Annotated in this window: 24 protein-coding genes; 19 read left to right on the top strand and 5 right to left on the bottom strand. The window is 63.0% G+C overall.

The features are described from left to right. The first annotated feature begins 41 nt into the window (after nt 1-41). From secB to B0G75_RS06425, 3 genes are all read left to right on the top strand, one after another. Nucleotides 42-512: a protein-export chaperone SecB gene (gene secB / locus B0G75_RS06435; RefSeq protein ID WP_007179465.1), complete on the top strand. Its 471-nt coding sequence runs from the start codon at nt 42-44 to the stop codon at nt 510-512. 22 nt (nt 513-534) lie between these two features. Beyond that, nucleotides 535-1,533: an NAD(P)H-dependent glycerol-3-phosphate dehydrogenase gene (locus B0G75_RS06430; protein WP_106302199.1), complete on the top strand. Its 999-nt coding sequence runs from the start codon at nt 535-537 to the stop codon at nt 1,531-1,533. 95 nt (nt 1,534-1,628) lie between these two features. Then, nucleotides 1,629-2,177 (top strand): O-acetyl-ADP-ribose deacetylase, encoded by a 549-nt coding sequence (locus B0G75_RS06425; protein ID WP_106302196.1) that lies wholly within the window; start codon nt 1,629-1,631, stop codon nt 2,175-2,177. Here B0G75_RS06425 and trmL read toward each other — a convergent pair. Further along, nucleotides 2,150-2,620 carry a tRNA (uridine(34)/cytosine(34)/5-carboxymethylaminomethyluridine(34)-2'-O)-methyltransferase TrmL gene (gene trmL / locus B0G75_RS06420; RefSeq protein ID WP_106302194.1) on the bottom strand — a complete coding sequence of 157 codons (471 nt, stop codon included), beginning with the start codon at nt 2,618-2,620 and terminating at the stop codon, nt 2,150-2,152. The two genes, B0G75_RS06425 and trmL, sit on opposite strands and share 28 nt — an antisense overlap. 18 nt (nt 2,621-2,638) lie before the next feature. Further along, nucleotides 2,639-3,340 (bottom strand): ComF family protein, encoded by a 702-nt coding sequence (locus B0G75_RS06415; RefSeq protein ID WP_106303612.1) that lies wholly within the window; start codon nt 3,338-3,340, stop codon nt 2,639-2,641. 168 nt (nt 3,341-3,508) lie between these two features. On the opposite strand from B0G75_RS06415, the gene B0G75_RS06410 reads away from it, so the two are divergent. From B0G75_RS06410 to B0G75_RS06380, 8 genes are all read left to right on the top strand, one after another. Continuing rightward, nucleotides 3,509-4,474: a methyltransferase domain-containing protein gene (locus B0G75_RS06410; protein ID WP_106302191.1), complete on the top strand. Its 966-nt coding sequence runs from the start codon at nt 3,509-3,511 to the stop codon at nt 4,472-4,474. 325 nt (nt 4,475-4,799) lie between these two features. Then, a complete protein-coding gene (locus B0G75_RS06405) occupies nt 4,800-5,273 on the top strand; it encodes a DUF2244 domain-containing protein (protein ID WP_106302188.1) in 474 nt (157 codons plus the stop codon). Nucleotides 5,274-5,339: 66 nt separating this feature from the next. Then, on the top strand, nt 5,340-6,992 hold the full coding sequence (gene coxB, locus B0G75_RS06400) for a cytochrome c oxidase subunit II (RefSeq protein ID WP_106302185.1): 1,653 nt from the start codon (nt 5,340-5,342) through the stop codon (nt 6,990-6,992). Nucleotides 6,993-7,036: 44 nt separating this feature from the next. Then, complete coding sequence (gene ctaD, locus B0G75_RS06395) at nt 7,037-8,650, top strand: cytochrome c oxidase subunit I (RefSeq protein WP_091796860.1); 1,614 nt, start codon at nt 7,037-7,039, stop codon at nt 8,648-8,650. A gap of 114 nt (nt 8,651-8,764) precedes the next feature. Beyond that, complete coding sequence (locus B0G75_RS41020; RefSeq protein WP_219908267.1) at nt 8,765-8,899, top strand: cytochrome oxidase small assembly protein; 135 nt, start codon at nt 8,765-8,767, stop codon at nt 8,897-8,899. 42 nt (nt 8,900-8,941) lie between these two features. Beyond that, complete coding sequence (locus B0G75_RS06390; RefSeq protein WP_106302182.1) at nt 8,942-9,580, top strand: cytochrome c oxidase assembly protein; 639 nt, start codon at nt 8,942-8,944, stop codon at nt 9,578-9,580. Between the two features lie 35 nt (nt 9,581-9,615). Then, a complete protein-coding gene (locus B0G75_RS06385) occupies nt 9,616-9,825 on the top strand; it encodes a DUF2970 domain-containing protein (protein WP_012431612.1) in 210 nt (69 codons plus the stop codon). Nucleotides 9,826-9,956: 131 nt separating this feature from the next. After that, entirely contained in the window at nt 9,957-10,814 is an 858-nt protein-coding gene (locus B0G75_RS06380; protein ID WP_012431613.1) for a cytochrome c oxidase subunit 3, read from the top strand. Nucleotides 10,815-10,994: 180 nt separating this feature from the next. On the opposite strand, the gene B0G75_RS06375 is transcribed toward B0G75_RS06380, so the two are convergent. Next, on the bottom strand, nt 10,995-11,204 hold the full coding sequence (locus B0G75_RS06375; RefSeq protein ID WP_007179452.1) for a twin transmembrane helix small protein: 210 nt from the start codon (nt 11,202-11,204) through the stop codon (nt 10,995-10,997). A 111-nt stretch (nt 11,205-11,315) separates the two neighbouring features. On the opposite strand from B0G75_RS06375, the gene B0G75_RS06370 reads away from it, so the two are divergent. The 5 genes from B0G75_RS06370 (at nt 11,316) to B0G75_RS06350 (ending at nt 15,428) form a co-directional block, all read left to right on the top strand. Beyond that, the gene (locus B0G75_RS06370) at nt 11,316-12,032 is read left to right on the top strand and encodes an SURF1 family protein (RefSeq protein ID WP_106302179.1); all 717 of its coding nucleotides are present in this window, start codon (nt 11,316-11,318) and stop codon (nt 12,030-12,032) included. 67 nt (nt 12,033-12,099) lie between these two features. After that, nucleotides 12,100-12,762 carry a cytochrome C oxidase subunit I gene (locus B0G75_RS06365; RefSeq protein WP_106302175.1) on the top strand — a complete coding sequence of 221 codons (663 nt, stop codon included), beginning with the start codon at nt 12,100-12,102 and terminating at the stop codon, nt 12,760-12,762. Between the two features lie 22 nt (nt 12,763-12,784). Then, on the top strand, nt 12,785-13,894 hold the full coding sequence (locus B0G75_RS06360) for a heme A synthase (protein WP_106302172.1): 1,110 nt from the start codon (nt 12,785-12,787) through the stop codon (nt 13,892-13,894). Between the two features lie 6 nt (nt 13,895-13,900). Further along, a complete protein-coding gene (gene cyoE / locus B0G75_RS06355) occupies nt 13,901-14,806 on the top strand; it encodes a heme o synthase (RefSeq protein ID WP_007179448.1) in 906 nt (301 codons plus the stop codon). Between the two features lie 4 nt (nt 14,807-14,810). Further along, entirely contained in the window at nt 14,811-15,428 is a 618-nt protein-coding gene (locus B0G75_RS06350; RefSeq protein WP_106302169.1) for an SCO family protein, read from the top strand. Between the two features lie 67 nt (nt 15,429-15,495). Here B0G75_RS06350 and B0G75_RS06345 read toward each other — a convergent pair whose 3' ends face one another. Next, nucleotides 15,496-15,786, bottom strand: a complete 291-nt coding sequence (locus B0G75_RS06345) for a YciI family protein (protein WP_106302166.1) — start codon at nt 15,784-15,786, stop codon at nt 15,496-15,498. A 256-nt stretch (nt 15,787-16,042) separates the two neighbouring features. Between B0G75_RS06345 and B0G75_RS06340 the strand changes: the two genes are divergently transcribed. Together B0G75_RS06340 and B0G75_RS06335 are read left to right on the top strand one after the other, a co-directional pair. Then, nucleotides 16,043-17,938: a methyl-accepting chemotaxis protein gene (locus tag B0G75_RS06340; protein ID WP_106302163.1), complete on the top strand. Its 1,896-nt coding sequence runs from the start codon at nt 16,043-16,045 to the stop codon at nt 17,936-17,938. 250 nt (nt 17,939-18,188) lie between these two features. Further along, entirely contained in the window at nt 18,189-19,001 is an 813-nt protein-coding gene (locus tag B0G75_RS06335) for a MetQ/NlpA family ABC transporter substrate-binding protein (protein WP_106302160.1), read from the top strand. 13 nt (nt 19,002-19,014) lie between these two features. Here B0G75_RS06335 and B0G75_RS06330 read toward each other — a convergent pair whose 3' ends face one another. Beyond that, nucleotides 19,015-19,941: a bifunctional helix-turn-helix transcriptional regulator/GNAT family N-acetyltransferase gene (locus tag B0G75_RS06330; protein WP_106302157.1), complete on the bottom strand. Its 927-nt coding sequence runs from the start codon at nt 19,939-19,941 to the stop codon at nt 19,015-19,017. A gap of 371 nt (nt 19,942-20,312) precedes the next feature. On the opposite strand from B0G75_RS06330, the gene B0G75_RS06325 reads away from it, so the two are divergent. Next, the gene (locus tag B0G75_RS06325; RefSeq protein ID WP_012431623.1) at nt 20,313-21,047 is read left to right on the top strand and encodes a GntR family transcriptional regulator; all 735 of its coding nucleotides are present in this window, start codon (nt 20,313-20,315) and stop codon (nt 21,045-21,047) included. Nucleotides 21,048-21,102: the final 55 nt, after the last annotated feature.

The following is a 21,102-nucleotide window of genomic DNA, read 5'->3' as shown; positions in this document are numbered from 1 at the left end:
TGGGCCGCCGGTATGCATACCTATCAGGGAATCACTTCATCATGTCCGACGAGAATAACCAGCCGTTCTTCAACATCCAGCGCATCTATCTGAAGGACATGTCGCTCGAGCAGCCGAATTCGCCGGGCATCTTCCTCGAGCAGGAAATGCCCTCGGTCGAAGTCGAAGTCGACGTGAAGGCCGAGCGCCTCGCCGACACCGTGTTCGAGATCCTCGTCACGGGCACGGTCACGGCCAAGGTGTCGGACAAGGTGGCGTTCCTGATCGAAGCCAAGCAAGCCGGCATTTTCGACATCCGCAACATTCCGGCTGAGCAGATCGACCCGCTGGTCGGCATTGCCTGCCCGACCATCCTGTTCCCGTACCTGCGCTCGAACATCGCCGACGCGATCACCCGCGCCGGTTTCCCGCCGATCCACCTCGCCGAGATCAACTTCCAGGCGCTGTACGAGCAACGTCTCGCGCAGATGGGTGGCCAGGACGGCGCGGCGCAGAACGGCGTCACGCACTAAAGTGCCGCAGGCAGTGCCGGCTATGAAGGTTGCTGTCCTCGGCGCCGGCGCATGGGGCACAGCCCTCGCCGGCCATCTGGCCGTCAAGCACGACACGCTGTTGTGGGCGCGCGAGCCCGCGCTCGTTGCCGATCTCTCCGCTTCGCACGAAAACGCCCGCTACCTGGCGGGCGTTGCTTTGCCGCCTTCGCTTCGCTATGAAGCCGATCTCACCGCAGCGCTGAACCATGCGCTCGCCGACGACGCGTTATGCGTCGTGGCGACGCCCGTGGCCGGACTGCGCGGTCTGTTTCGGGCGATGCGCGACGCGGGCAAAGTGCCGGCGCATGTGGTGTGGTTGTGCAAAGGTTTCGAAGCCGATTCGCAGTTGATGCCGCATCAGGTGGTCGCGGCCGAACTGCCGGAACACAAGAGCAACGGTGTGCTCTCGGGTCCGAGCTTCGCGCGCGAAGTCGGCCAGGGGCTGCCGGTCGCGCTGACGATCGCGAGCGCGTCGGCGGCGTGCCGCGAGCGCACGGTCGCCGCGTTTCATCACGGCGCCATGCGCATCTATACCGGCGACGACGTCGTCGGCGTGGAAGTGGGTGGTGCGGTGAAAAACGTGCTCGCCATCGCAACGGGCATCGCCGACGGCCTCGGCCTCGGTCTCAACGCACGTGCGGCGCTGATCACGCGCGGTCTCGCCGAAATGTCGCGCCTCGGCGTGACGCTTGGCGGACGCGCGGAAACGTTCACCGGTTTGACCGGCTTGGGCGATCTGATTCTGACCGCAACCGGCGATCTGTCGCGCAATCGCACGGTGGGTCTGCAGCTTGCTGCGGGCCGCACGCTCGACGATATTCTCGGCGCCCTTGGTCACGTGGCCGAAGGCGTGCGTTGCGCGCAAGCCGTGCTCGCGATCGCTCGCGCGCACGCCATCGAGATGCCGATCACACAAGCGGTCTGCGCCGTGCTGTTCGACGGTGTGGCGCCGCGCGACGCCGTCAGCGCCCTGTTGCGGCGCGACTCCAAAGCTGAGTAAGCCTTTTCTTCAGCCGTTTAGCGCGTAAAAGCGCTGAACGGCTGCCCCCTCTCGCTGTCCACGTTTTATCGACGCTTCGGATCAGTGAGGTTCCCATGCTCAGATTCAATCGTTGCACGCTGGAAGCACGCGTGGTCGACATCACCACGCTCGCCGTGGATGCGATCGTCAACGCCGCGAACACGTCGTTGTTGGGCGGAGGCGGCGTGGACGGCGCGATTCATCGCGCGGCCGGCAAGGAGTTGGTGCGCGAGTGCGAGACGCTCGGCGGCTGCGCGACCGGCGACGCGAAGCTGACCGCCGGCTATCGTTTGCCGGCCAAACACGTGATTCACGCAGTTGGCCCGGTTTGGCGCGGCGGGGCGCATGGCGAGGCCGACTTGCTGGCCTCCTGCTATCAGCGCTCGCTCGAGGTGGCGCGCGAGGCGCAGTGCAAAAGCATTGCGTTTCCCGCGATCAGTTGCGGCATTTACCACTTCCCCGCTGATCAGGCCGTGAGGATTGCGGTCGGCACGGTGCTGGACACGCTGCCGCGCACGCCGCAAATCGAACAAGTGGTATTCGCCTGTTTCGACGACGCCATGTTCGCGCGCTACGAGGCCGAATTGAAACGCCGTCAGGCGCCGCCTTCGAAACCGGTCTGACGCCACGCTTCGAACACCACGATCGCGACGGTATTCGACAGATTCAGGCTGCGGTTGCCCGGCCGCATGGGCAGGCGCACGCGTTGCTGGTTGGCGAACTGGTCGAGCACCGAGTCGGGGAGGCCGCGCGTTTCGGCGCCGAACACGAACCAGTCGCCGGATTGAAACGTGTGCTCGTGAAAGCGGCCCGAGCCGCGCGTGGTGAAGGCGAACATGCGCGCCGGATCCGGCGACTCCTTGGCGATGAACGCCGCCCAATCGGCATGCACGTTCATTTGCGCATATTCGTGATAGTCGAGGCCCGCGCGGCGCAACTTGGCGTCGTCCAGCGGAAAGCCGAGCGGCTCGATCAGATGCAGCCGTGCGCCGGTGTTGGCGCATAGGCGGATCACGTTGCCGGTGTTCGGCGGGATTTCCGGTTCGACGAGGACGACATTGAACATGGTGAACTCAGGTGGAGACTAGTTTTTTGGTGTGCGTAGCGCGACGAAGTTGGTGACGCGCCGCGCACCCGCCGCCTTCAGCGCGCGCGCCAAGGCTTCGAGCGTGGCGCCGGTCGTCATCACATCGTCGACGATGCCGACGTGCAAGCCTCGGACAGACCCGGCGACCTTGAAGGCGCGACCTACATTCAGGCGGCGCGCATCGAGATCGAGTCGGGACTGCGGCGCGGTGTGAATCACCCGATCCAGCAGGGTTCCGTCGCTGCGTAACTTCAGCGCGCGAGCCAGCGGCCTGGCGATCTGCCAGGCCTGGTTATAGCCGCGCTCGGTGAGTCGTTTCCCGGCAAGCGGCACGGGCGCGATCACGTCCGGCCACTCGCCGCAGTCCTGCCAGGAATCTTGTGCAAGACGCGCGAGCCGCTGCGCGAACTCGCGCGCGAGCATCAGGCGGGCGCGAAATTTCAGGCCGACCGCGAGCGTGTCGAGCGGCGCACGGTAGTCGGCGAGGGCGAAGGTCGCGTCGAACGGTGGCGGTTTGCCGATGCAATCCGCGCAGCGGTATTGCATATGCGCAGCCCAGCGCGAACTGGACAGCGGCACCGCGCAGACGGTGCAGCGCATGCGGCTTTCGTTCCAGTAGGCGTCGCCGCAACCGGCGCACAGCGTCGTATGCGACAAATTGCCGCATAACGCGCAAAGATTAGGCAACGCGGCGTGCATCACGCGCGGCCAGGCCGAATGCAAGCCGCTCGCGAAACGCGCGAATCTGCCGGCGGAAAATGATGAAATGGGTCGGAATGGCACGGTGGAACCGCCCGCGAAGGCCTTTCACGCTGAATGGAAAGAAGCGAGCGAGTATACTTCCTGCTTCACGCCAGCACGACACCCATGTCCCCAACTTCCGCTCAAACAGGCCGTCCGGCCTATGATTCCCGGCGCCTCCGGCGGATCTTCGACCGTCGCGCCGCGACTTTCGACGACGTCGCGTTCCTGCCGCGCGAGATCGCGCAACGTATGCGCGAGCGTCTCGACTTCATCAAGGTCACGCCGGCGAGCGTGCTCGACGCCGGCTGCGGCGCGGGCGAAGACATTCCCGCTCTGCGCGAGCGCTTTCCCGAAGCGCCGGTGTTCGGCTCCGATCTGTCGCACGGCATGCTCACGCGCGCGCTGCAACACGATTCCGGCGACACGAGCTGGCGGCGCTTTCTGCCGGCGTCGCTCGGCAAGGCGCTCGGCGCCCGCGGTCCGCGCTTCGCGCAAGCTGACTTTTCGGCGCTGCCGTTCGCGGCGGGCGCCTTCGAATTCATCTGGTCCAATCTGGCGCTCCATTGGCACTCGCGGCCCGATCTCGTGTTTCCCGAGTGGCAGCGCGTGTTGAAAGTCAACGGCCTGCTGATGTTCAGCACGCTTGGCCCCGACTCGCTCAAGGAATTGCGCGGCGCCTACGCCGAAGTCGAGGCCGCCCACGGCGTCGCCTCGCGCAAGCATGTGATCGACTTCGTCGACATGCACGATCTCGGCGACATGTTGGTCGAAAGCGGCTTCGAGATCCCCGTGATGGACCAGGAAGTCCTCATCATTACTTATAAATCGCCGCAGTCTCTGCTCGCCGACGTGCGCCGCTGGGGCGCCTATCCGTTCGAGCGCGAAGCGTCGTCGGGCGCCGCGGCGCGCCGGCTGCACAAGGCTTTGCTCGCGGCCCTCGAAGCCCGCCGGCGCGCCGACGGTACGATCGCGCTGACCTTCGAAGTAATCTACGGACACGCATGGAAAGCCGTGCCGCGCACCACCGCCGAAGGTCACGGCATCGTGCGAATCGAGGACATCGGAAGAGGTTCGTCGAGGAATCGGTGAGGAATCGATGAGGAATCGCCGAGGCGGTAAAAGAGGACATCTGTTATGTCTGAAATTACCGCTTCAAAAGACGCGCAAAAGGTGCGTCAAAACGGCGCGGAGGCTTGTCGCGCCTGGCTTGTGGGCCAATTGAGGCTTGCTTGTGGATGCTATGGATCACGCCTATAATGCGTCAGTTTGTCGCCCGGAGTTCCCACATTTGGGGCGACAGGCCCGAGGCACAGGGCAGCAAGATAAGATAGCGCGGCGGTGATCGAACGGCCGGAATCATGGTCGCGAAGATTGACCGCTGGCGGCGATTGGAGACAATCGGCGGGAGGCAGCGATGGAAGCATCAGATCTGCTGGCGGATTCAGAACCGGTTCTGAAAGACTGGACGATGAAACGCAACTGTTCGATATCGCCGCGGCAGTTCGTGTATTTCTACGTGTCGCTTGCGTTGTTCTCGTTGGCAATTGCTTTCATGCTGGTTCTGGTCGGCGCCTGGCTGGTGTTGCCGTTCACCGGTATCGAATTGCTGGCGGTGGGCATCGCGTTTGCCATATATGCGCGTCATGCTGTGGATTACGAGCGCATCCGGTTGTTTCAGAACCGGCTCGTCATCGAGCAGGTCAGCGCCGAGCAGCTCACGCAGTTCGAGTTCAATCCGCGCTGGGTGCGGATCGAGGTGGGCGCAACACCGCGTGACCGGATCAAACTGGTCTCGCGCGGGCAGACGATCATGATCGGGCAACATCTCGCGCAGTATCGGCGCGCGCAGTTCGCAGGCGAACTGCGCATGTGGCTCACGCGTTGTTAGGCGTGTGAAGCCGCGCGGCGTTCACGGGGAGCGCGAGGCAACCTGCCAGCGGGGTCGAGGGTTTGAATGGAAAATTTGGGTAAGGAAGCTATGAAAACAATCAAGCGAGCCCTCATGGGCGTGCTGGCGATGAGCGGACTGCTTTTCGCCGGTGCGGCCCTGGCAGTGGGCGATGTTCCGGGCGGCCCTGCCGTCAACGAGATCAATCTCCAGCCGCCTGCGACCAAAATCGCTGAGGAGCTCTTCAGCCTCCACATGTTCATGCTGGTTCTTTGCCTGGTCATCTTCGTCGGCGTGTTCGGCGTGATGTTCTATTCGATCTTTGCTCACCGCAAATCGAAAGGCCACAAAGCTTCCAACTTCCACGAAAGCACTACCGTCGAAATCATCTGGACGATCGTGCCGTTCATCATCGTCGTGCTGATGGCGCTGCCCGCCACCAGGACGGTGGTCGCGATGAAAGACACCACGAACGCCGACGTCACCATCAAGGTCACCGGGTACCAGTGGAAATGGGGCTACGACTACGTGAAGGGCCCGGGCGAGGGCATCAACTTCCTGTCCACGCTGGCCACGCCGCGTGCGCAAACCGATGGCCGCGAGCCGATTTCCACCACGTATCTGCAGGAAGTCGACAATCCGCTGGTCGTCCCGGTCGACAAGAAAATCCGCATCATCACCACCGCGAACGACGTGGTTCACTCCTGGTACGTGCCGGCTTTCGGCGTGAAGCAGGACGCGATTCCCGGCTTCGTGCGCGACACGTGGTTCAAGGCTGACAAGGTTGGCACGTTCCGCGGCTTCTGTACCGAGCTGTGCGGCAAGGAGCACGCGTTCATGCCGGTGGTGGTCGAGGTGCTGTCCGCCGACGACTACGCGAAGTGGGTCGACACGCAGAAGAAGAAAATGGCCGCCGGCCAGGACGATCCGAACAAGACCTACACGATGGCCGAACTGATGGAGCGCGGCGGCAAGGTCTACGCAGCGAACTGCGCGGTCTGCCACCAGCCGACCGGCAAGGGCGCGGGCGCATTCCCGGCGCTCGACGGCAGCAAGATCGCCAACGGCGCAATCGCCGAGCACGTCAGCCTGGTGCTGAAGGGCAAGAATGCGATGCCGTCGTGGGCGCCTACGCTGAACGACGTCGAGATCGCTTCGGTGGTCACGTACGAACGTAACTCGTGGGGCAACCACACCGGCGACATTCTCCAGCCGAAGCAAGTGGCCGACGCCCGCAACGGCAAGTTGCCGGAAGGCGGCAACCACCTGGCCGACGCAGGCGCGGCCGCGAGCGGCGCGGCGGCGGCTTCGGGCGGGGCGGCAGCATCCGGCGCCTCGGGCGCGGAAGCGGCAACAGCGTCGGCGCCGGCAGCAGCCGGTTCGGACAGCGCGGCAACGCAAGCGGCACTGCCGGCCAGCATCTACTTCGACACCGGCAAGAGCACGCTGCCGGCCGACGCGAAAGCGGCAGTCGACGCAGCCGCCGCCTACGCAAAAGCACATCCGGACGCGAAATTCACGCTGTCGGGCTTCACCGACGCCACCGGCTCCGCCGACCTCAACGCGAAGCTCGCGAAGAGCCGCGCCGAAGCCGTGCGCGACGCGTTGAAAGCAGCCGGCATTGCCGAAGACCATATTATTTTAAAGAAGCCGGAAACGATCACGGGCGGCAGTGACGCGAAAGAAGCCCGGCGTGTTCAGATCAGCCTGGCTGCCTGACGTGTTCATGGTCAGCACCGCAGTATTCGCTTTAGGAGATTGTCATGTCTAGCATCGGACACGATGTAGTCGCAGGCCACGAACACGTGCACGGCGACCATGCCCACGAAACGCCGCATGGCTGGCGCCGTTGGCTGTTCGCAACCAATCACAAGGACATCGGTACGCTGTATCTGATCTTCTCGTTCACCATGTTCCTCTCCGGGGGCGTGATGGCGCTGATGATCCGTGCCGAACTGTTCGAACCGGGCCTGCAGATCATGCGTCCCGAGTTCTTCAACCAGTTGACCACCATGCACGGCCTGATCATGGTGTTCGGCGCGATCATGCCGGCCTTCGTCGGCTTCGCGAACTGGATGGTGCCGCTGCAGATCGGCGCATCGGACATGGCATTTGCCCGCATGAACAACTTCAGCTTCTGGCTTCTGCCGGTGGCGGCTGTCCTGCTGGTCGGTTCGTTCTTCTCGCCGGGCGGCGCGACCGCTGCGGGCTGGACGCTCTACGCGCCGCTGTCCACGCAGATGGGCCCGGGCATGGACTTCGCGATTTTCGCGGTCCACTTGATGGGTGCTTCGTCGATCATGGGCGGGATCAACATCGTCGTGACGATCCTGAACATGCGCGCACCCGGCCTCACGCTGATGAAGATGCCGATGTTCGTCTGGACGTGGCTGATCACCGCGTACCTGCTGATCGCCGTGATGCCGGTTCTGGCAGGCGCGATCACCATGGTGCTGTTCGACCGCCACTTCGGCACGTCGTTCTTCAACGCGGCAGGCGGCGGCGACCCGGTCATGTACCAGCACATCTTCTGGTTCTTCGGGCACCCCGAGGTGTACATCATGATCTTGCCGGCGTTCGGGATCGTGTCGCAGGTGATTCCGGCGTTCTCGCGCAAGCCGCTGTTCGGCTATAGCTCGATGGTCTACGCTACCTCGTCGATCGCGATTCTGTCGTTCATGGTCTGGGCGCACCACATGTTCGCAACCGGCATGCCGGTAACGGGGCAGCTGTTCTTCATGTACGCGACCATGCTGATCGCCGTGCCGACGGGTGTGAAAGTGTTCAACTGGGTCGCGACGATGTGGCGCGGTTCGCTGAGCTTCGAAACGCCGATGCTGTTTGCCGTGGGCTTCCTGCTGGTGTTCACGTTCGGCGGCTTGTCGGGTCTGATGCTGGCCATGGCGCCGCTCGACATCCAGTACCACGGTACTTACTTTGTGGTGGCTCACTTCCACTACGTGCTGGTGGCAGGTTCGCTGTTCGCGCTGTTCTCCGGGTGGTATTACTGGGCGCCGAAGTGGACCGGCTGGATGTACAACGAAACGCGCGGCAAGATCCACTTCTGGGCGTCGATGTTCTTCTTCAACCTTGCGTTCCTGCCGATGCACTTCGTCGGTCTCGCAGGCATGCCGCGTCGTTATGCTGACTACCCGGCACAGTTCACGGACTGGAACCAGGTCATCTCGATCGGCGCGTTCGGCTTCGGTCTGGCGCAGGTGTACTTCCTGTTCGCGGTTGCGCTGCCGGCCTATCGTGGCGGCGGCGAACTCGAAAAGGCTGGCGACAAGCCTTGGGACGGCGCAACGGGCCTCGAATGGACCGTGCCGAGCCCGGCTCCGTTCCACACGTTCGAAAACCCGCCGACCGTCGAGTAATCGGCGCACGGTGAGATTGCCGGCTCGGGCAGCACAGCAGTTCGTTACCTGAGCCGGCGGTCACGAAAGTCGTGGCGGCATCCGTAGTCACGAAAAGTATCCAGAAAGTCGAGCATGACGCGCAATCCTCAAGAAAGACGTACTCCCGAGCAGATTCGCGCGGACAACCGGCGGATCGGTTTGGTGATGTTCGTGATCGCCGCGATCTTTTTCGCGAGCGTCATCATTCATCAGAAGTGGTTTTCCTGACCAGGTGATTCGAGTCTGTGTGCAGGTTTGTTGAGGATTGAGATGTCGACGCAACCGCCGGCTCAGGCCGACCGCTCTTTCAACCGTTCGATGCTGATCAAGCTGTTCATCGTCGCGTTGATGATGTTCGGTTTCGGTTTCGCGCTGATACCGATGTACCGCGCGATCTGTCAGATCACCGGCATCAACAACCTCGTGCAGCGTGACGCTACGGTGCGCGAGGCGAAGAATACGCAGGTCGATATGAGCCGCACGATTTCGATCGAATTCGATGCGAACGCACGCGGCCCGCTGGGTTTCAAGCCGGAGCAGCGCAGTCTCGACGTGCATCCGGGCGAAGTGACGACGGTGATGTACGAGGTGAGCAACGAACAGGCGCGCACGATTCAGGCGCAAGCCATTCCGAGCTACGCGCCGAAGCAGGCCACCGAGTACTTCAAGAAGATCGAGTGTTTTTGCTTTACGCAGCAAACTTTGACGGCGAATCAGACGAAGCGGATGCCGGTGGTGTTCGTGGTCGATCCGAAGTTGCCGAAGGACGTGAAAACGATCACTTTGTCGTACACGTTCTTCGAGTTGAATACCCCGGCAGCGGCGACGGCCGGAAGCGCAGCGCCCACGGCCGATACGGTAACGGGCGCGGCTAAAAACGTGGCCGCCACGGCAGCCAATCCCGCCTGACGGCTCGCGCCGCGGGCGAAGGAAGAAGAAACGAGATGAGCGATAACGGCGGCAGCCCGCGCAAAAGCAGTTTCGGTCAGTCGATGCGTGCGGTGCTCTGGTCGTTTTTCGGCGTGCGCAAGCGTCGCGATCTGGAGGCGGACGCCACGCAGTTGAACCCGCTGCACGTGATAGCGGCAGCACTGATCTGCGCGGCCATTTTTATCGTGGCGCTGATTCTGATCGTGCGCGCCGTAGTAGGTTGAAGCGCCCGGCGCACGCGTAGAATCGGGCGAAGCAGCGCCCAGAAATTAGAGCGAAGCGGTGCGGTATCGACGCGCCGCCGAAGATACAGCCGGAGATTCCGGAACAACTGGACTGAAGTGGAGAATCAAGAATGAGCGGTCAAAACGAGAGCCCGTACTATTTCGTACCGCATCCGTCGCGGCATCCGATCAGCGCCGCTGCTGGGTTGCTGGTCATGCTCGGATCGCTTGCGGCCTGGATCAACGAACATGACTGGGCGCCGATCGGCGTCGTCGCCGGTTTGTTGTGGCTGCTCTTTACGCTGTGGCACTGGTTCGGCGACGCGATCGCCGAGTCGGAAGGCGGCATGTACGGCAAGAACGTCGACAAGTCGTACCGCTGGAGCATGAGCTGGTTCATCTTCTCCGAAGTGATGTTCTTCGGTGCGTTCTTCGGTGCGCTGTTCTATGCGCGTGAAATCGCGCTACATCAACTGGGCAGCCTCGATTACAAGCTGATCTGGCCGGATTTCTCGGCGGTGTGGCCGAACAACGGTCCGGCGGCGCTGGTCTCGACCTTCAAGTCGATGCAACCGTGGCCGGTGCCGACCATCAACACGGCGCTGCTGCTTTCCTCGGGCGCGACGCTGACGGTCTCGCACCATGCGCTGCGTGAAGATCATCGCAAGAAGGCGATCATCTGGCTGGCCGCAACGCTCGTGCTCGGCGTCTGCTTCCTGTTCCTGCAAGGCTTCGAATATTTCCACGCGTACAACGAGCTGAATCTGACGCTGTCGTCGGGCGTGTATGGTTCGACCTTCTTCCTGTTGACCGGCTTCCACGGCTTCCACGTGTTCCTCGGCGGTACGATGCTGGCAGTCGTGCTGGTGCGTATGATCCGCGGCCACTTCACGGCGGAGCATCACTTCGCGTTCGAAGGCGCGGCCTGGTATTGGCACTTTGTGGACGTCGTGTGGCTCGGGCTGTACGTCGTCGTGTACTGGCTGTAACGCAATCTGGCCTGCGCCGACCGACAACTCGGAATACGTGCAGGCCGTATGCGCCGGATCCTACCGGGCGCGGCGCACGAGCAACAACGCATGAGCAGTACGTAAGACTTAACGCAGCGCCGCCCTCGACCCTGTCAGGGCGGCGTTTTGTTTGGCGGCGTGGAGATTTTTCCGCAGGGCTTAGCGCCCGTAAGGAATACCAGTCGACTGAATCCAGCCCATCCAGTGAGCGAACAGGATGAACAGGAACAGCGAGATCGACAGGCCCACCCGCGTGGCGAGCGACCAGACCATCCGCTTGGTTTTGCCCTTGTCATGCATCATGAAGTACAGCGCCGACACCATGCTGGCGATGATCAGGACGAAGGCGATGGGAACGAGAATGTGCATGGAACCAGCTGAAACCAGGAAGCGCAGAGGCAAGATGTTTATTATCGCACCGCGCGCCTGCGTTTGCCGTGCGTTCCCCGTGACGCCGCGGGCGCCGTCGGAGCGTGCGCGATGAAGTTTCGCCTCGTTCCCGTGCTGCTGATTCTGCTGGTGATCGTGGTGACGGTGCGGCTGGGTTTCTGGCAGCGCGACCGAGCGCATCAGAAGGAAGCGCTCGAAGCGCAGATCACACAGTTCGAGAATGCGCCCGCGCAGCTGGTGAGCGGCGCGCCGGTTCAGTTGAAGGACATCGAGTTTCATCGCGTGAAGGCGCGTGGCAGTTTCGTCGCGGACAAGGTCGTCTACCTCGATAATCGTCCGTATAACGACCAGCCGGGCTTTTACGTCGTGATGCCTTTTAAACTGGCCGACGGCGGCTACGTGCTGGTCAATCGCGGCTGGTTGCCGCGCAATATGAACAATCGCGAAACCATCGCGCCGTACACGACGCCGCAAGGCGAAGTCGAAATCGAAGGTATTGCTCGTGCGGACGCTTCGCGCGCATACGAGTTGGGGCAGGGCGGCTCGGCCGAGCATCAACTGATCCGCCAGAATCTGGACGTCGCCGCGTACGCCGCCGAAACCGGTCTGCCGCTGCAATCGTTCGTGATTCAGCAGTTGAGCGACGACGGCGACAAGCTGGTGCGCGATTGGCCCGCGCCGACTGAAGGCGTCGAGCGCAACTACGGCTACATGTTCCAGTGGTGGGGCATGGCGGCCGCCGCGCTGGTCTTCGGTCTGTACGCCGCGCGGCGTGCGGCGAAGAAAGAGCACGCGCCGGGCGTGTAATGCAGCACATGCCGCTTGTGGCCCAGTTTCGAGCCACAGGCAGTGCAATCATTGAAAGAGGTCCGTAGTGTCGACGCAATCTCCCCGTTCGCCGCAAGCCGGCAAACCCGCAGCGCCTAAAGCCATGCCCGGCCAACCCAACGGTAAAGGTTCGTGGGAGCGCGGCCGCTGGATTCTGCTGCTGTTGGCAATCATCTGTGCCGCCCCGATCGTGGTGTCGTATTTCACGTACTACGTGATCAAACCGTCCGGCGGCAGCACGAGCTACGGCACGCTGGTCGAACCGCAACGACCGATTCCCGACTCGCTCGTCGTCACGGGCGAAGATGGCAAGCCCGTCAAATTCGCCACGCTGCGCGGCCGCTGGCTGATGATTTCCGTCGACAACAGCGCATGCGACAAAGCGTGCGTCACCAAGCTCTATTTCATGCGACAAATCCGCGCAGCTCAGGGCCCGGAACGCGAGCGCGTCGTCGAAGTCTGGCTGCGCACGGATGCGGGCAACGTCGCGGACGTGGTACAAAAGGCCTACCCCGACACCGACATGATGATCGCCGATCCGGCGCAGGTGTCCGCGTGGCTGCCCACGGCCGACGGCACCAAGGTTACCGACCACATCTACATGGTCGATCCGAACGGCAATCTGATGATGCGTTTCCCGAAAGATCCGAACCCCAGCAAGATCAAGGGTGACGTGACCAAGCTGCTCAAATGGTCGAGCATCGGTTGATGCCGCAACATAGGTAAGAGAGATGTTCGTACTGCAACTGGCCCTGATCGGCTTGTGTATCGCGTTGTTGCCGCTGTCCTACGTATGGGTCAAAGCCGACGACAACAAATTCCGCAAGCTGGTCTGGCTCACCACCTTCCTCACGCTCGATCTGGTGATGTTCGGCGGCTTCACGCGGCTAACCGATTCCGGGCTCGGCTGTCCGGACTGGCCGGGTTGTTACGGCACCTCGTCGCCGTTCATCGCGCATGCGGCGATCACGGCCGCTCATCAAGCGATGCCCACCGGGCCGGTCAGCATGACAAAGGCCTGGATCGAAATGATCCACCGTTACTTCGCGATGGCGATCGGCGTGCTGATCATCGCGCAGACGGTGATCGCGTGGACGGCGCGCATCAAGCGGCGTCCACTGCATGTATCGCCGTGGTGGCCGACCTCCTTGTTGCTGCTGATCCTGGTGCAAGGGGCGTTCGGCGCCTGGACCGTGACGATGAAGCTGCAACCGATCATCGTGACCACGCACTTGCTGCTCGGCCTCGCGCTATTGGGCACGCTCGGCTGGCTAGCCGCGCGACAAACGCCGTTGCCTGCCTACGAGCCCGAGGCCGCGCGCTGGCGCGCGGCGGCGATCGCGGGCCTGGTGCTGCTGATCGCGCAGATCGCGTTGGGCGGCTGGGTCAGCACCAACTACGCGGTGCTCGCGTGCACGGATTTCCCGACCTGCAACGGCCAATGGGTCCCGCCGATGGACTTCGCGCACGGCTTCCACCTGTGGCGCGCGCTCGGCATGACCGGCGACGGCGACATGATCACGCAGGATGCGCTGGTGGCAATTCATTGGACACACCGCACGTTCGCCGTCGTCGTGGTCGCGTATCTGGCGTGGTTCGCGCTGAAATTGCGCCGCTTCGAGTCGCTGCGGCGCCCCGCAAACGGCGTGCTGCTGGTGGTGCTGATCCAGTTCATCACCGGGCTGTCGAACATCGTTCTGCAATGGCCGTTACCCATTGCGGTCGCGCACAACGGTGGGGCAGCGATCCTGTTGCTCCTGCTCGTTATGTTAAACTTTCGAATCGCTTATAGCCGTCCCGGCCGCGCCGTGCTCCCTGCGCGCGAAGCCGCGCCAGCGTGACTCCACATGGACAGCACAACACTCTCCCAAACGCCCGGTAGCCGGGTCTCCCAGTACATCGCCCTGACGAAGCCGCGCGTCACGCAACTCGCCGTGTTCTGCGCCGTCATCGGCATGTTCCTGTCGACGCCCGGCATGGTGCCTTGGACTCCGCTGATCGGCGGCACCGTCGGCATCTGGTTGCTGGCCGGCGCGGCGTTCGCCATCAATTGCCTCGTCGAGCAGAAAATCGACGCCAAGATGCGCCGCACTTCGTGGCGGCCGTCCGCGCGCGGTGAAATCACCACCGCGCAGATTCTGTTGTTCTCGGCCGTGCTCGGCGGCCTTGGCATGTGGACGCTCTACACGTTCGCCAATCCGCTCACCATGTGGCTCACGCTGGCCACGTTCGTGGGCTACGCCGTCATCTATACGCTGCTGCTCAAGCCTGCCACGCCGCAGAACATCGTGATCGGCGGCGCCTCGGGCGCCATGCCGCCGGCGCTCGGCTGGGCTGCGGTCACCGGCCACGTGCCGGGCGACGCGTGGATCCTGGTGCTGATCATCTTCGTATGGACGCCGCCGCATTTCTGGGCGCTCGCGCTGTATCGCCGCAAAGATTACGAAAACGCCGGCCTGCCGATGCTGCCGAACACACACGGCGAGAAGTACACGCGCCTGCATATTCTGCTGTACACGGTGATCCTGTTCGCGGTCACCATGATGCCGTTCATCTCCGGCATGAGCGGCGTGGTGTATCTCGCGGCGGCCGTGCTGCTGGGTGCCGTGTTTCTTGCCTATGCGTGGAAGATCTATCGCGAGTACTCGGACGATCTGGCGCGCAAGACCTTCCGTTATTCGATCGTCTATCTCTCGCTGCTGTTTGCCGCGCTGCTGATCGACCACTATGCGCGCGTCCTGATCGGCGCGTAATACCATGCTCAATAACCGCTTCGCGCGCACGGCGCGTGCTGCTGTGATCGCTTGCGCGCTCGGTGGCGCGTTGCTGATTGCAGGCTGCGGCAAGCAGCCGCCGGCGTTCCAGAATCTCGACATCACCGGCAATACCCAGTTCGGCAGCGACTTCTCGCTGCCCGATACGGCCGGCCATGTCCGCACTCTGGCGGACTACAAGGGCAAGGTAGTGGTGCTGTTCTTTGGCTACACGCATTGCCCGGACGTTTGCCCGACCACGATGGCCGAGCTCTCGCAAGCGTTGCAGCAACTCGGCCCGCAAGACGCGAAGCGCGTGCAGGTGCTGTTCGTCACCGTCGATCCGGACCGCGATACCCCGGCTCTGCTTGCGCAATACGTGCCGGCGTTCAACCCGACATTCGTCGGCCTGCGTCCGGCCGATCAGGCGCAACTCACCAGGATCACGAAGGACTTCCGCGTCTACTACGCGAAGGTGCCGGGCAAGACGCCTGACAGCTACACGATGGACCACACGGCGGCGAGTTATGTGTTCGATACGGACGGCAAGCTGCGTCTGTTCGCGCGTGACGGCCAGGGCGCGACGCCGTGGGTGCACGACATCAAACTGCTGCTCGACTGATACGCGCAGCCGTAAGGGCGCGCGCCGTATCACGCGCCCGTTCTCAGATCTCCTCTCTTTCCAACGCTCAATCCGGCATCGGCAGATTCAATCCCGGCGCGAGCCGCGTCGCCTTGAATTCCGTCACCTCGTAACGCGCGAGCTGCTGCTGCGCGAAGGGGTCGCTGGCGAGAATCTCATCCAGCTTATCGCGCTCGATGCGCACCGCCAGAATGATGCCGCCGTCGCGCGGCACTTTCGGTCCGGCCGCCACGAACACGCCCGCCTCGAACTGTTGCGTCAGAAACGCGCGGTGCGCTTCCAGCGCGTCGTCGACGCGTTCGAGCGGTGCGGTGTAGATAAGGTCGATGACATACATGGGTTGTTCTCTCGAGCAAGGGAATGAGCCGCATCGAGCATGCGGCCGCAGTCTCGAATTATCGTGCAGAGACCGATTCGATGCGCGCATTCAATCCGCCTGCATGCCACGCGGCGCGTCCGCCGGCCTCCCGCTGCGTCTCTCAAGTTGCCCGTTTGTCATGCCGATATATCGATAGCAATCGTTTGCGCGCGAAATGCGATCGCGTGCTTGCGACTGCGAACGGAACACGAATCACACGAGAGAGACCACAACAATGAGCAGGATGAGTTTGAATCGCAAACTATGGCTGTCGCTCGTGCTCGTCTGGCTGGGGCTGCTGGGCGTCGGGCTGTGGAGCGCGGTCGAAACGCGCAGCACGATGCTGGCCGAGCGCAAGGCGGGCATGGTGAATCTGGTCGACGCCGCGCAAGGTGTCGTGAACGGCTATTACGCGCTCGCGCAGAGCGGCAAGCTGACCGAGGCCGACGCACAGCGCGAAGCGCTCGCCCGCCTCGCGACCATGCGCTACGGCGAATCGGGCTACCTGTTCGTGATGGATTCGAAGCCCGTCGTTCTGATGCATCCCACGCTGCCGCAAATGACCGGCAAGCCGGTCGGCGACTTCAAGGACCCGGACGGCAAGCTTCTATACGTGGCAATCGTCGACGCGGCCAAGGCAAGCGGCCGCGGTTTCGCGGAGTATCGCGGACGCCTGCCGCACAGCGAAACGGCCGTGCCGAAAATCAGCTACGTGGTGCGTTTTGCGCCGTGGGACTGGAACATCACGAGCGGCGTGTTCATCAAAGACATCGACACGGTGTACTACGAGACGCTGCTCGGTCACCTGGCGGTGGTGCTGGTGATCGGCGCGATCATCTCGTTGGCGATGCTGCTGATCATCCGCAACGTGCGCGCGAGTCTCGGCGGCGAGCCTGACCAGGCGGCGCGACTCGCGGCGAGTATCGCGCAAGGCGATCTGACGCAAGTGGTGGACGTTCGTCCGCAGGATAAGACCAGCATGATGGCGGCCATGCATGACATGCAGAACCGCTTGCAGCAGACCATCGGCGAGATTCGTCGCTCGGCGGAATCCATTGCGTCGGCAACGCAGCAGATCGCTGTCGGCAACGGCGATCTGTCGCAGCGCACCGAGCAGCAGGCGGCTTCGCTGCAGGAAACCGCCGCGAGCATGGAAGAGCTCACCGCGACGGTCAAGCAGAACGCCGACAACGCGCGGCAAGCGAGCGGCCTCGCGCATAACGCGTCCGAAATCGCGACGCGTGGCAACGACGTGGTGAGCCGCGTGATCGGCACGATGGGCGAGATCAACGACAGCTCTCGGCAGATCGCGGACATCATCGGCGTGATCGAAGGGATTGCGTTTCAGACCAACATCCTTGCGTTGAATGCAGCCGTGGAAGCGGCGCGCGCCGGTGAACAGGGTCGAGGTTTCGCGGTCGTCGCGGGCGAGGTGCGCAGCCTCGCGCAGCGCTCGGGAACGGCGGCCAAGGAGATCAAGCAGTTGATCAGCGCGTCGGTCGAACGCGTGCACAACGGTTCGACACTGGTGCAGCAGGCCGGCACGACGATGGGCGAGATTCTGCAAGCCGTGCAGCGTGTCACCGACATCATGGGCGAGATCGCGGCGGCATCCGAAGAGCAGAGCAGCGGCATTGCCCAGGTCGGCCGCGCCGTTACGCAAATGGACGAAGTGACGCAGCAGAACGCGGCGCTGGTCGAGCAGGCGGCGGCTGCGGCGGCTTCGTTGCAGGATCAGGCGGGGCGTTTGCGCGAGACGGTTAGCGCGTTTCGCGTGAATGGCGCTCAAGGTGGCGCGCCTGGTTCGGCGGTGGTCGCGGCGCGGAGAGTGGCTGCGACGGTAGCGACGGCCGAGGCGCCGCAAGTAGTTGCAGCGGCTACGGCAGCGGCAGCAGCAGCGGCAGCGCGCGAAATCGGCGCGGCATCGCACTCTGCGTCGGCATCGTCACGCGCGGAGCCTAAGCTGCCTGCACCCGTCAGGAGGTCCGCTGCGTCGGTCTCGGCATCGAACCGAGTTTCGGCTTCGTCCTCGCATGTTGCGAGCGCCAAGCCTGTCGCCACGACCACGTCTCGCGCATCAGCCGAGGCAGTAAGAGCCACCCCGCCAGACGACGACTGGACCACCTTCTGATTCTCCGCGGCACCGACTGCGTGCGTGTCACGTGCACGCGGTCCGCTGCCGTTCAAAGCGTATAACCATATGCGATCGTGATATTTCCCATCTCGCCGGGACTATGAGACCATTTCAGGCCCAGTTGACGGCGCATGGCCACAAGCCATGTTGCCGCCGGCTTCCACCCGAATCTGACACCGATCAGAAATCGATGCGCCATTAATCAAGTCATCGATCAAGTCGTCGATTAGAAACAAGCGAGAATCACATGCAGCGCAGAAACATCCTCAAAGCCCTCTCGGCAGTCATCGCCACTACGGCAATCTTCTCCAGCTTCGGCGCGCACGCCGACGACAAAGTCATCAAGGTCGGCACGATCGGCGGCCCGGACGCGCAAATCTGGGAAGTCGTCACCAAAGTAGCGAAGCGCGAAGGCCTGAACGTGAAGGTCGTCGAATTCAACGACTACGTGCAGCCGAACGCCGCGCTCGACGCAGGCGATCTCGACGCGAACAGCTTCCAGCACCAGCCGTACCTCGACAGCCAGATCAAGCAACGTGGCTACAAGATCGTCAACGCCGGCCTCACGTACATCTCGCCGCTCGGCATCTATTCGAAGAAGCTGAAGTCGCTGAAGGATCTGCCGCAAGGCGCGAAGGTCGCGGTGCCGAACGATCCGTCGAACGAAAACCGCGCGTTGCTGTTGCTGCAAACGCAAGGCGTGCTCAAGCTGAAGACCGGCGCGGGCACGAACGGCAATAACGCAACGCCGCTCGACGTCGCCGACAATCCCAAGAAGATCAAGCTGGTCGAACTCGACGCCGCGCAACTGCCGCGCTCGCTGTCGGACGTCGACGCCGCCGCGATCAACACGAACTTCGCGTTGGCCGCCGGCCTGCAGCCGACCAAAGATGCGATCGCGCTCGAAGACGTGCATAGCCCGTATGCGAACCTGATCGCCGTGCGCACGCAAGATAAGGACAAGCCGTGGGTCAAGAAGCTGGTTGCCGCTTACCAGTCGGAAGACGTGCGCCAGTTCATCAAGACGCAGTTCAAGGGTTCGGTGGTGCCGTCGTTCTAAGCAGCGACGTTTGCTACAAGCCTAATTCCCATCGCTCGATCGTCAGGTCCTTGCCGAAACGGCGCTCAGCCGCCGTGCCGGCAAGCCTGAACCCGGCGCGCTCGCACAGGCGCCGCGGTTGTTCGAGCGACGCGGCCGTTGTCAGCGTGAGCTTCGTATAGCCCGCGCGCTTCGCGAAACGCACGCATTCGCTCAGCAACTGCGTGCCGATGCCCAGCCGCTGCACATCCGGCTCGACCCACAGGAGCCGCACACCCGCCACCGTCGTCGACACGCCGACGATGCACACCGAGCCGACCACCATCCCTTGCTGATCGGCGACCCAGCACATCTCCCGCACCGGATCGTTGCGTTGCGTGTAATCGGCGACGACCCGCGCGAGCAATCCTTCGAACGACGGATCCCAGTCGTATTGCGCGGCGAACCATTGCGCCTGCCGATGCACGAGCCAGCCGCATTCGCCTGGGCGCGGCTGACGGAGCACTACGAGTTCGTGCTTGGGTGTGTCGCCGAGCAGCCGCTCGATGAGCTTCATCGCGGCGATCAGCTGATCCTGGGAGAGGGCCGTGAGGCCGGAAAGCAGGACCGACACTTCTTCGATCGCCGCCCTATCGAGCGGAGCGTACGCGGCGCGGCCGCTGTCCGTTAGCGCGATCAGCGACTGGCGCGCGTCCGTCTCGGACGGTCGGCGCGTGATCAGGTCGCGTCGTTCGAAGCTCGTCAGCAGACGGCTGAGATAACCGCTGTCGAGACCGAGGGAACGCCCGAGCACCGAGGCCGTTTGCGCGCGTTCGCGAGAGAGCTCGTGCAGTACGCGCACCTCTGTCAGTGAGAACGCGCTCTTCGCGAGATGCTCATGCAGTGCGCCAATGTGTCGGGTATAGAAGCGGTTGAAATGGCGGACGGCCTGAGCACGCCGCAGCGCCTCGGAATCTGTCAAATGCTGCTCCCGGGGAATTTTTATAGCTTGCTACCCAGCACTATATTGGAACGCACCCCTTTACAAAAGCCGCGCCGGCAAAGGGCTGATCGGCACTGGTATTAAAAAGGTATCGATCGCGTCCTGGTTGTCAGCCCATTGACATCCCATTTGGGCTGACTCGAAGGCGTCCTGAAGCCCAATACGGGTAAATCCTGGGCTTCAGAAAACCCTCTCCGGCGCCTCTGCGTGCCCTTCAAAGCCTTATTCAGCAAGGCTTTGCGCTTGGTTATACCAGCATGGAGCCAGTTAGTTGACTGGTATTATGTTGGTTATATAATGGGCTCTCATTTTTCGTAGGCCTACCTTTTCGCGAAGGCCGCCGGAGCCCCATGGAAACTCGCTGGTCCGCACTGATGCCTGACGCCCGCAACGTCACGCCGCTCTATTTGCAGCTCGCGCGCAATCTTGCGACGGCGATCCACTGCGGCGTGTGGTCGGCGGGTGAGGCGCTGCCCTCGGAGCGCACGCTCTCGGACGCGATCGGCGTGTCGCGCATCACGGCGCGCAAGGCGATCGAGCTGCTGGTCGAGCAAGGTTTGATCCGGCGCGCGCGCGGCGCGGGCAGCTTCATCACGCCGCGTGTCGAAGACCCGCTGTCGCGGCTCACCGGTTTCACGAAGAAGATGCAGCAGCGCGGTTTCCGGCCGGATTCGGTGTGGCTCGAGCGCGATATCCGCGCCGCCAACCGTGACGAACTGGTGCATCTCGGCCTGTCGCCCGGCGCGGCGGTGACGAGTCTGCGGCGCCTGCGGCGCGCCGACGGAATCGTCATGGCGGTCGAGCATTCGGCGCTGCCGGCGGCGATCGTACCCGACCCGCACGCCGTCGGCGACTCGCTTTACAGCTATCTCGAACAACGCGGCGCCGCCGTCGTGCGCGCGTTGCAACACTTTCGCGCGGTCAATGCTTCGAGCGAGATTGCTTCGTTGATGGATATCGAACCGCGCTCGGCGCTGCTGGTCATTACCCGTATCGGCTATAGCGCCGATCAGCGCGCAATCGAACTTACCGATACGTATTGCCGCGACGACTACTACGACTTTGTCGCTGAATTGCGCACCTGAGCTGACCGGCTGAGCCCGTACGCACAGCCAGCAAATTCAGGTGCGGCGCAGAAAA

It is taken from the genome of Paraburkholderia sp. BL18I3N2 (assembly GCF_003001875.1).
GTDB classification, from domain to species: domain Bacteria; phylum Pseudomonadota; class Gammaproteobacteria; order Burkholderiales; family Burkholderiaceae; genus Paraburkholderia; species Paraburkholderia phytofirmans.
The sequence above is the reverse complement of the archived record's forward strand: the minus strand, read 5'-3'. Positions and strand labels throughout refer to the sequence as shown.